This window comes from Marinobacter sp., from assembly GCF_052091845.1.
Lineage (GTDB): Bacteria > Pseudomonadota > Gammaproteobacteria > Pseudomonadales > Oleiphilaceae > Marinobacter.
In genome coordinates this window covers 40,517-50,629 of the sequence record NZ_JBQDCO010000025.1, presented here as the reverse complement: position 1 = coordinate 50,629, position 10,113 = coordinate 40,517, and the positions used below count along the sequence as shown (strand labels likewise).

12 protein-coding genes and 1 pseudogene are annotated in these 10,113 nt (G+C 52.5%); 3 read left to right on the top strand and 10 right to left on the bottom strand.

The genetic code is table 11. From position 1 onward, the window contains the following. The 3 genes and pseudogenes from ACTHYN_RS09845 to ACTHYN_RS09835 all read left to right on the top strand — a co-directional run. Positions 1-668 (top strand): annotated as a pseudogene (locus ACTHYN_RS09845) (hypothetical protein); the annotation flags it as partial. Positions 669-757: 89 nt separating this feature from the next. Next, entirely contained in the window at positions 758-1,435 is a 678-nt protein-coding gene (locus tag ACTHYN_RS09840) for a FadR/GntR family transcriptional regulator (protein ID WP_441812274.1), read from the top strand. Between the two features lie 2 nt (positions 1,436-1,437). Further along, entirely contained in the window at positions 1,438-2,436 is a 999-nt protein-coding gene (locus tag ACTHYN_RS09835; protein ID WP_441812273.1) for a bile acid:sodium symporter family protein, read from the top strand. A 17-nt stretch (positions 2,437-2,453) separates the two neighbouring features. Here ACTHYN_RS09835 and ACTHYN_RS09830 read toward each other — a convergent pair whose 3' ends face one another. The 10 genes from ACTHYN_RS09830 to gspG all read right to left on the bottom strand — a co-directional run bounded on the left by ACTHYN_RS09830 (position 2,454) and on the right by gspG (position 10,109). Further along, complete coding sequence (locus ACTHYN_RS09830) at positions 2,454-2,903, bottom strand: hypothetical protein (RefSeq protein WP_441812272.1); 450 nt, start codon at positions 2,901-2,903, stop codon at positions 2,454-2,456. A gap of 126 nt (positions 2,904-3,029) precedes the next feature. Continuing rightward, positions 3,030-4,418, bottom strand: coding sequence for a glutathione-disulfide reductase (gene gorA / locus ACTHYN_RS09825; protein WP_441812271.1), 1,389 nt, complete (start codon positions 4,416-4,418; stop codon positions 3,030-3,032). Further along, positions 4,418-5,080, bottom strand: coding sequence for a GNAT family N-acetyltransferase (locus ACTHYN_RS09820; protein ID WP_441812270.1), 663 nt, complete (start codon positions 5,078-5,080; stop codon positions 4,418-4,420). The genes gorA and ACTHYN_RS09820 overlap by 1 nt, the downstream gene beginning before the upstream one ends. A 56-nt stretch (positions 5,081-5,136) precedes the next feature. Next, positions 5,137-5,667 carry a type II secretion system protein GspM gene (gene gspM, locus ACTHYN_RS09815; protein ID WP_441812269.1) on the bottom strand — a complete coding sequence of 177 codons (531 nt, stop codon included), beginning with the start codon at positions 5,665-5,667 and terminating at the stop codon, positions 5,137-5,139. A gap of 4 nt (positions 5,668-5,671) precedes the next feature. Continuing rightward, complete coding sequence (gene gspL, locus ACTHYN_RS09810; RefSeq protein ID WP_441812268.1) at positions 5,672-6,976, bottom strand: type II secretion system protein GspL; 1,305 nt, start codon at positions 6,974-6,976, stop codon at positions 5,672-5,674. Between the two features lie 2 nt (positions 6,977-6,978). After that, entirely contained in the window at positions 6,979-7,989 is a 1,011-nt protein-coding gene (gene gspK / locus ACTHYN_RS09805; RefSeq protein ID WP_441812267.1) for a type II secretion system minor pseudopilin GspK, read from the bottom strand. 4 nt (positions 7,990-7,993) lie between these two features. Continuing rightward, complete coding sequence (gene gspJ / locus ACTHYN_RS09800) at positions 7,994-8,719, bottom strand: type II secretion system minor pseudopilin GspJ (protein WP_441812266.1); 726 nt, start codon at positions 8,717-8,719, stop codon at positions 7,994-7,996. Next, on the bottom strand, positions 8,716-9,117 hold the full coding sequence (gene gspI / locus ACTHYN_RS09795; RefSeq protein WP_441812265.1) for a type II secretion system minor pseudopilin GspI: 402 nt from the start codon (positions 9,115-9,117) through the stop codon (positions 8,716-8,718). Before gspI ends, gspJ begins: the two co-directional genes overlap by 4 nt. Beyond that, positions 9,114-9,653, bottom strand: coding sequence for a type II secretion system minor pseudopilin GspH (gene gspH / locus ACTHYN_RS09790; RefSeq protein ID WP_441812264.1), 540 nt, complete (start codon positions 9,651-9,653; stop codon positions 9,114-9,116). Before gspH ends, gspI begins: the two co-directional genes overlap by 4 nt. Positions 9,654-9,656: 3 nt before the next feature. Next, positions 9,657-10,109, bottom strand: a complete 453-nt coding sequence (gene gspG / locus ACTHYN_RS09785) for a type II secretion system major pseudopilin GspG (RefSeq protein WP_441812263.1) — start codon at positions 10,107-10,109, stop codon at positions 9,657-9,659. Positions 10,110-10,113 lie beyond the last annotated feature (4 nt).

Here is a 10,113-nt window from a genome sequence, read left to right as displayed (position 1 = left end):
CAACAGGTTGGGAGCATTTCTGGGGAATTTTTCACGTTTGTCTGCCAACCCTCTTCAAAAGCTGGGAGCACACCCTGTTCAAAGCGTTCCCTGCATGGGACAGGTTTTATCGCTACCTGATCTACTGGAAGAACGAGAGCCGCGCCCTCGCCTTTACTCGTTTTTACCGCCTTCTGAATGTATTTGCGAGGCAGGCCAAAGAGCAAGCACGCAAACAGGTTGCGGATCCGCAAAAGCTCAAACAGTTAATTCCGGATTACCAGATTGGCTGCAAACGAATACTGATTTCCAACGACTGGTACCCCGCCATTAACCGTACCAACGTGAATCTGGTAACAGATCCGATTGAAAAAATTGACAGTACTGGCGTGCAAACACAGTCTGGCGAACACCATTCAGTTGACGCCATCATTTTTGGTACTGGCTTTCGTGCTTCGGAGTTTCTGTCGCCAATTCGTGTCACCGGTCGCGCAGGCATCACGTTGAATGACGCCTGGCAGGACGGCGCTGTAGCCTTTAAAGGGATAACGGTCTCCGGTTGCTCATCCTGGTATCTTGACGCCAACGGTAAAAATACCCTTAACTGGCCGGGCTTTACGTTCTCCTATCGGTTTGCCACACGCCGTGTAGATACAGCGGATTATCAGTTCCTTAATTCTACCGGGTAATCTGTATCTGCTCCTCAATCAAACAACGGGTTGCGTCGGTCCTTAATTCATAGGATGATTGGGTCATAGGTTAACAGGGTGATATGTTGATGCTCAAAAAAATCCAGAAAGGCTCTCTCGTTGAAACCGCAATAGAAAGCCTGAGGCACGCCATAGAAACAAAACAATGGTCGGTGGGTGACAAACTGCCGGTGGAGTCGGAGCTCTCCGAAGTGTTGGGAGTAAGTCGTAACACCGTACGCGAAGCTGTACGTGTACTTGCTCACGTTGGCATGCTGGAAACCCGCCAGGGAGACGGCACCTACGTAAGAGCAACCCGCGATGCCGGGGAAACGCTTAAACGAATAGCGCGCACGCAGCTGAAAGATCAAATGGAAGTGCGCATTATGCTGGAAACGGAAGCGGCTAAACTTGCCGCCCAACGTCGCACCAAGCAGGACCTTCAGAACATGACGGTGGCTCTTGATAACAGGGGTAAGGCTGACTCAGATCTTGCGGCCCGCATTCATCACGATGAGACTTTTCATCACGCGCTGGTGGCTTCGTCCCATAACTCTGCGCTCGCAGAGCTATACGATTACTTTTCCCACGCCATCACTCAAACCATTGAGCGCACAGAAAACGACTCAGACTTACCAGAGCCTTCGCAGGAAGATCATGAGCTGCTGTTGGCCGCTGTTCGTCGTCAAGATTCAGCAAAAGCCGGGAAGCTTGCCCAGGATCTTCTCGCACCCAGCCTTGAAGCACTTCACGAAAGGGGTTCCTGAAGATGAAGTTCAAGCCAGACATTTTTACCGTTTTGCTACTTGGCGCGATTGCCCTGGCCTCTTTTTTACCAGCAACTGGCAATGCCGGGAGTTTGCTGGCTACCGCAGGGACTGTTGCTGTCGCCCTGCTCTTCTTTTTTCATGGGGCAGCTTTATCCCGCGAGCAAATTGTAGCGGGGGCTTCGCACTGGCGGCTGCATATATTGATTACCGCGCTTACCTTCGTTTTTTTTCCCCTCGTAGTGCTACCGATTAATGGCATGAGTGGTCTTGCGCCTACCTGGATGCCAGCAGATTTGGGGCTTGGCTTTCTTTACTTAGGGGTTTTGCCGTCTGCGGTTTCTTCCTCTATAGCCTATACCGCCATGGCCAGGGGAAATGTGCCCGCAGCAATCTGCAGCGCCGCCGCGTCCAATGTGTTCGGTATGATGCTAACGCCATTTTTATTGCTTTTAGTGGTCAGCTCGGCGGGAAGCGGGGACTTCGAGATAGGCAAAGCCCTGAAAGATATTGTGCTGCAGTTGTTGCTTCCGTTTGCAATTGGACACGGAATGCGACCTTGGATTGGAAGCTTTCTGGGCCGCCACGAAAGTTTGATGACTCGCTATGACAAATGCGTTATCTGGCTGATAGTGTATTCCGCTTTCTCACATTCGGTAGAAAGCGGCCTTTGGCAAAACCTACCGGTAAAAGCCATTGCTCTGACCATATTGTTGTGCATCGGGTTGTTAGCGTTGTTTATGTTCTTTGCGAGGTTTCTGGTGCGGCGGTTCGGCTTTAGCCTGGAAGATGAGGCAGCGGTTGTATTCTGCGGCTCCAAGAAAAGCCTGGCCTCCGGGTTGCCGATGGCAAAAGTGCTTTTTTCCGGGCACCCCGGGTTTGGCATGATCGTACTGCCGATTATGTGCTACAACCAGGTTCAAGTTATTTTAGGTGCAATTCTGGCCCAGAAATATCACGACAAAATAGCCGCTTCGCATTCAGAAAAAGCGAAAATCTAATGGAACGAGCGGTGGTGCTAGCCTCCGCCCATTCCGCCAAAGATAGTGGCAAGTACAATCAGCCCTATAATCCAACCTATCACTGCTGGCCAAAAATTAACCGATTGCGAGGGTTCTGATTCGAATTCTTCATCTGCAACATTTTGCTCCGCGAGGCCGCGCTCATCTTCCTGAACGATGACATCCTGCAAACTATGCCAGTCAAACCATTCACCCAGAAACCCCACAACCGGTGATGGAAAGCTGCCATTTTCAGCCATAGGCTTGAGTTGAGGCTCTAACTGCCGGCCAATTTCCCGACGCAAAGGCATTTGATCCGCTGGGGCCTCACACAATATAGCCTTCCAGATACCTGCATCGCGGCATCGACCAGAGTCGTTCAGCAGCGCCTTGATCTGAATCATCACCTCACGGACAACCTGGCGCTGTGAAGCATCCAGATCGCGATCGGCTTCGCTAAAACTCATATCAAGCTTACTCCCACCCTGTAGATTCATTACGTTTTTGAGAGACAAACAACGTATAGTCAAACACGATAACAAAAACGACAAGACATTATAGCCACTTGGCCCAGCCATGGGCTTCCACCCTAATCAGACGGCAGGTTCGCGCATGGTGACAAATTCTTCTGCAGACGTTGGGTGAATACCCATAGTGGAGTCAAACTGGGCCTTGGTTGCGCCAGCCTTGATGGCCACCGCAAGGCCCTGAGTAATCTCCCCTGCGTCTGGCCCAACCATATGGGCGCCAAGTACTCTATCCGTTGCCTCGTCGACAACAAGCTTCATAAGGCAACGCTCTTCCCGCCCGCTGAGGATATACTTCATGGGCCGGAACTCAGAGCGGTATATTTGCACAGCGTGCCCAGCGTTCCTGGCCTCTTCCTCTGTTAATCCCACGGTGCCAATGTTGGGCTGGCAAAAAACTGCGGTTGGGATCGCGGTGTAATCCATTTCACCTTCGCCATCACCAAACAATCTGCGGGAAAGTACCATAGCCTGGGCAAGCGCAACCGGTGTTAGCTGCGGTGTACCAATAACATCTCCAAGAGCAGTCACAGAAGGTACTGAGGTGCGAAAGTAGTCATCAACCACAACATGGCCGGACGCACTTAGCTCTATACCCAACTCGGTCAGTCCAAGACCATCCACCAGAGCGCGCCGACCCGTCGCTGCCATAACAAGCCCGGTTTCCATAACATTGCCGTTACTGAGATTAACCTGGTAATGGGAGTTTTCAGCCTCGACCGACTCGATGGTTACGCCAAACTCAAGCCGTACGCCTTTTTTGCGCATTTCCTGTTCGGCGAACCGGCGCACATCGCTATCAAACCCGCGAAGAAAGAGATCGCCACGGTATAACAGTGTTGTTTCCACGCCTAAACCGGCCAAAATGCCGGCGAATTCTACGGCGATGTAACCACCACCCCATACCACGGCCTGTTTGGGTAGCTGAGGCAAATAAAACATCTCATTCGACGTTAGGATGCATTCTTTACCCGGAATGTCTGGTACAACCGGCCAGCTGCCTGTCGCAACTGTTATGTGAGCGGTGGTGTACTCCTTACCCCCAACAACAATCGTGTTCGGATCTTTAATGGTGGCAGTGCCTTCAATAACCGTCACGCCGGCATTCTCAAGCAAGCGGCCGTATATACCATTTAATCTTTCTATTTCGGTATTTTTGTTAGCGACCAGCGTGGGCCAGTCAAAGCTGACGTCATCCTTGGGTACGTCCCAACCATAGCCTGCCGCGTCTTCAAGTTCGTCACTGACACCGGCGCCATAAACAAACAGCTTTTTGGGGACACAGCCAACGTTAACACAGGTGCCACCGAGATAACGGGATTCAATAACCGCTACGCGGGCGCCACGGCCGGCTGACATCCGCGCCAGGCGCACACCGCCACTACCGGCACCAATAACAATAAGATCATAATCCAGGCTGTCAGACACAGTGTCTCCTGTTGTTTGTTGCAACATTAATTTTGATTGGCAGTTGCCTTGGCTTCTGGATGGATTTCGCGGAACAATATGTGATCCTCGAAACCACCAAGGCGAATTTTTCCAAGGCTGCGAAAACCTTCTGATTCATAAAACGGAAAATAGCGGCTGTTGCCGGTATCCAGTACCAACCCGGTTCCCCTTGGATTGTCGGCACACAACCGTTGAATAGCTTTAAGCAGGTGCCGGCCATAACCAAGATTCTGATATTTGGGATTAACACCCATCAATGGCAGCTGATGCGCCAATGGTTGCGGCAGCATTGCCCGTATTTTCTCGTGATAATCGAGGTAACGACGAGTGGAGGCGAAACCAGCCGTTAACACCATGCGAACTCTCCAGCTAAATCGATTCGCCAGGTTTAAGCGCAGGTCCGGATCGCCGATAAATGCCACTGCGACCAGCGAATCATTAACCAATACACCAACGGCGTCCTGGTCAAGAGCAAAGTACAGATCAACCAGTTCACGTACCGTGGCCCGGACACGCTGCTTATAGCCGGGTTTGCGATGGTTGAAAAGGTACTGAAATGCTGGTTCGTTCCGGTAGGCATCGTACAGAATGGATCTGGCTACATTCACAGCATTGATATCCAGCCGGACAATAACCGGTTCCGGTCTGTTTTCGCTGTCGTTGCTCATGCTTTTGCTCCTGTCTCTGTCCGGAGAGAACTGCCCCGGCACCCAGTTATTCCCGGTCAGATAGCCAAGGTTAAACGGACAGATACCCGGCCAGGATCGTCTGCGCGATCCAACGCAGCCTGATCAATCACTACACCATGCTCACCATTGAGCATTTCAAGCCACGCTGCAACCTTTGAATAGGGAACCGCATCCAGCCACACCCTTATAGCGCTGTCTCCGCTAGGCTCAAAACGCTGCAACGTAAGCCCGGTTTCTCTCGCAGAACGGGTTACCAGGCCCATTAATGCCCGGCCATCAGCGGGTATCTCTGCCGACGTGGCTGCCGGCCCTGCTTCACTATTACTCAGGCGGCGTATAACCGGCTCGTTAGATTGCATCCAGGCGACAAGCTCGGCGGCGTTTTGTTTACTAGCGGCCGCCTCATCATGAAAGCTGGTGACCGGGCTCCACACTGCAAAATACAAAATTCCAAGAAACACTGCTACAGCTAACACGGCCAGTGCCTGCTGATCCCGTTTAGGAAGTTGATCATACTGGGCAATCATCTTTCCAACCGATGGCTGCTCTTTTAGCTTCGTCCACATGGCGTCAACCTCCGGATACGGTCAAGCGGCCACGAGCACCGCTGGATTCGTTGACCACTGAGCCAATTTTGGCGTCCAGCCCCTGGTCCGTAAGACCACTGCGCAACGTACTTAGCCTGTCGTAGCTGTCTGCACGCACATCAACCACCAGTTCACCGCGGGCCTGACTGTAATTGATGGCATTAAACATTACCGAGCCTGAACCGGCCACTTGCGAATACTGTTGGCCTGTGTATTTCATCAGAGTGACAAAGTCTATATCCGGGCCATCAGAGCCCGCCATACGCAGCTGCCCTTCGATCACCCTTTTTACATTGCCTGCGTGGGTTCTGCGGTCGTTGGGGAAGGCACTCTTATACACCGACATAGCCTGTTGGCGCATATCATAGGCTTGTGACTGGTAGTAAAACCCCATTCCGGCTTCCAGCGCCACCTGCACTACAAACCAGACAGCGGCCACAGCAATGAGCGGCTTCCAGGGTTTCAGCGGGCTGGCCTTGCTGCCCTTAACCGAGAAATCTCGCTGGCATAAGTTGATTGGGCGACACAGATGGTTATGGTGAGCGTAAGCCAGCAGTTCAAGCGGCATAAGCTCCAAAGACTCCCTGCGAACAGAAAGCCGTCCCGGCGCCATGAGCTCTCCAAGCACCGCTTGTTGCTGCTCAAGTTCAGAGTCCGTGCCGTATATGACCACCGGTACTTCAGCCACGACATCCTCGGAAGGCGGCACCGCCAATGTTTGGGCAAACATTGCCAGGTTGGCAGACTGCATGCTCAGCCATTCGCCGCGATCGCTGGCCATCATGGCTGACTCGCCATCAAGACAAATGGACCAACCACCTTCTGTCACCGGGAGCAATGCAGCATCAGGGTATATGGCCTCCAGCCTGGCGTGGGACCAGCCACGGAAAAGCTCAAGCCATTGTGCCATTGTGCTGCGGTCGACCGCTGCTACCCTGTATCCGTCACGGGTATGGGGACCAAGAGCCAGGTGTACTTCATCAATGTCCTGGGCAATCTGTTCTTCTACTGCATAAGGCAGAGCCTGGTTTATAAAACGGCTTTGCTTGGCAGGAATATCGGCCATGCATAACAAGGCTTCATCGCCGGGAATAAGCCCCACAAGTTGCACGCCCTCAAGTCCATTCTGGCTTAGCGTTTGTTCAATGGTGCTACGGAGATCGCTGCTACCCTGAGCCTGGGCATCACCACCGGCATCGTAAAGTACCCAATTGAACAGGCGGTCTTCCGGATGTTGTCCGGGATCCGCAAAAGGTGGCAAGGGTCGCACATAAAGGCGATAAGACATGGTTATCCTTCCGAGATGGTAAAGGGCTCTTTGGTAATGCGATTCTTTTGTCCGGTATCCCTGTGAACCGTCCGGACATTACCTTCCTGGTTACGAAAAACCGTACTCACCATATTTACAACACGGTTATCGTAGGTAATCCGTGATACAACTTCAAAAAAACGCGTTTGCAGCCCCAGCCCTATGGGTTTCAAGCCCAACCCGGCGAACTCCGGAAGCGCCAGAAAATCCTGAAGGCTTTCAAACCGTTCTTCTTCCCGCTTTTCAAGAATAGACGCAGCCTGTGCTGTCGTCAGTTCCTCATGCAGGGACATCAACACTTCTGCAGTGGCCGTATTCACGTTGATGCCTGATCCACTGATCGGTAAAGCGGCCACATGGGGCCGCAATGCAACGTATATTTCTTCGGTCATGCCTTCAATCAACCGCAGTTCCGACACGCTGACGAACGGTTGATTGGCCGCACGGAACCCGGGGTCGGCCATCAGGTACTGGCTGTCTTCGGCACCATAGGCGCTGATTGTCTGATCGTTCGGGTCAATCCAGTCCACCAGGGCATCAACAGACACTCCGGTAATATTGAGGGCAACCAGCAAACGGGTAAGACGATCTTTCATTATCGGGTCCACCTGGCCGTTAGTCGACACCAGATCATTCAGGTTTATCCGCCCCCCCCGATCATCTATCTGAACCTCTACCACCCCATTGGCGTCTAAAGGCAAAATAGCCGCATTCATTGCCCAAAACTCATCGAGGCTGTCGACCATCAGGTTAGCTTCTTTATCCTCTTCAAAATCCCGCATTAAAATCTGACGGGCAAAGGCCTCTGCGCCAAGCGCGATGCTTCGACCCTGTTGTTGCGCCAGATAGTGCCCGGCCTTGAATACTCTTACACTTTGTTGCTGGGTCATGCCTGAGGCCAGCATAACCACCATGGCCATGGCTAGCAGCACCATAATCAACGCTACACCCTGCTGTTTTTTGGGGAACACATAATAGGAACGGGGCGCCATACAGTTAGCCCCCCTGCCCTGTATCGCCTTCAGCAGTTGCGCCTTGGGCCTCATCGTCCTTGTTACGCGCCTCGTTAACCTGATTAACGAGGCCTTGCGCACCCGATAAATCAAAATCCGGTAGCACAAAGGTGCGAACCAGCTCACCAAAGCGTTCATGCTCCAGCGTAATTTCTATGCCTACAGGAAACGGGATATCCGGCCGGCTACCGGGGCTAAGTGCTGCCATCGCATCAGCAGAGGGCCACTCCGGTTGCCAGGCGTTTTGGTCATTGAGAAATCGGATATCAAATTCGGTTACATTCTCAAGCAATAACAAATCCCGGCTATTATCCTCCTGGCCCTGGTCCAGAACAGGCCAATACCGGCGGCGTAGCTCGGTACCCGTGTACTCCCAACCTACCCGTTGCAAGCTGCTACGCCGGATACCCAACGGGTTACGCCAGCCTTGCCGTGTAAGTAATAAAACAAATTCGTCTTGCCGGCTGGTTAATGCGGGTTGAAAGTCGCCGTAAAGATCCCGAGCCGGTCGGTTTACTATCTGGGTAATATCCCGCTCCAAAAGCAACATTGCACGCTGAAGGCCATCAAACTGCCCGGCAAGCTCATCCACCCGATCACGGGAGAGAATCACACCGCTCATAACCTGCCACACGCCAATGCCAATGACCGCGGTAATGGTGATTGCCACCAGTACCTCGAGGAGCGTAAAACCTTGTTGGCTCTTCATCGCTCACCCACAAACGCGGTCAGCGTGTGTACCGGATAGGGTTTTGAACGGTCATTCTGATAACGAGCCACCTTAACCTCCACTCGCCGCATTTTTGCCTCGGCGGTTGCCAGCACTTTAGTAGTCACTTGCCAGCGAAAGGGGCCATAGTCTTTGTCTTTCGCGTTCTCGGAGATGTCAGGCAGGTTATCTTCTAGCCGAATTTCGTTTATGCGGTTTTCAGCAAGCCAGCCTGCCAGGGTTTTGTCGCGGATGCGTTCATAGCTGGAAATATACTGACTGCCTACCTCGGCTGCGGCTGTTGCAATCAGTCCGAACACCAACAACGCAACCATCACCTCAATAAGCGTGAAGCCTTTGGCGGATTTCGGCAGGTTGGATTGGCCACGCCGTATCACCAGTCGTCTCCCTCTTCGCCGGGCCGTCGCCACTCAATGGGGGAAATTCCATCGGATGCAAGCGTTTGGACGTAGTCCGTCTCACTACCAACCGTAAATTCCAGTTCAAAAGGCGTAGTTTCGCCACTGGAAAAGAACACGACATCCGGCCGGAGTTTGTCTTCAGAAGATGCCAGGCGAGGCGCATCGCTCTCTATAAATCGCGTCGTGACTAGCCACTCCGGAAAGGTCCGGGTACGGAATATGCGCTCTCCTGATGCCTTCCAGTCGTTGGTTTCGTCTTGAAAAGCAACAAAGCGATAGCCGTTGTCGTCAAACAACAGGCCCAACTCCAGATTATTGAGAACGGCTTGGTCTGATGCAGTTTGCATCAACAGATACAGTTCCCGTACTTCGTTTTGCAACTCCCTCTGCTGCGAGTTGCCACCCATGGTGAGTACCGCAAGAGCCGCGAGCAGCCCAATCAGAACCAAAACAACCAATATTTCAATGAGCGTGAAGCCGCTGTTGTTGTGTTCTGATCGGGGAAGCATCATAAATCAGTTGCCGATGGTCCAGATGCTGATATCCGCTGCGTCTTCGTCACCGCCTTCACGGCCGTCGGAGCCGTATGAATACAGGTCATAAGCGCCTTCAGTGCCCGGGCTCACATACTGAAAATCGTTACCCCAGGGATCTTCCGGGATGCTTTTCATATAACCGTCAGGGTTCCAGTTTTTTGGCTCCGGGCTGCCAGATGGCCGGGACTTCAAGGCGTCCAGCCCCTGCTGCGTAGAGGGATAATGGCTGTTATCCAAACGGTAAATATCCAGTGCTTTGGAAATATTAGTGAGCTGCGTTTCCGCAACAGTTACCTTGGCTTGGTCACTTCGGCCCATTATGTTGGGTGCCACAACAGCCACCAACAGCCCGAGAATGACCATTACAACCATAATCTCGATCAGGGTAAACCCTCGGCTGCGTTGTGGTTTAGTCAGATTTTCAATCATCATCACG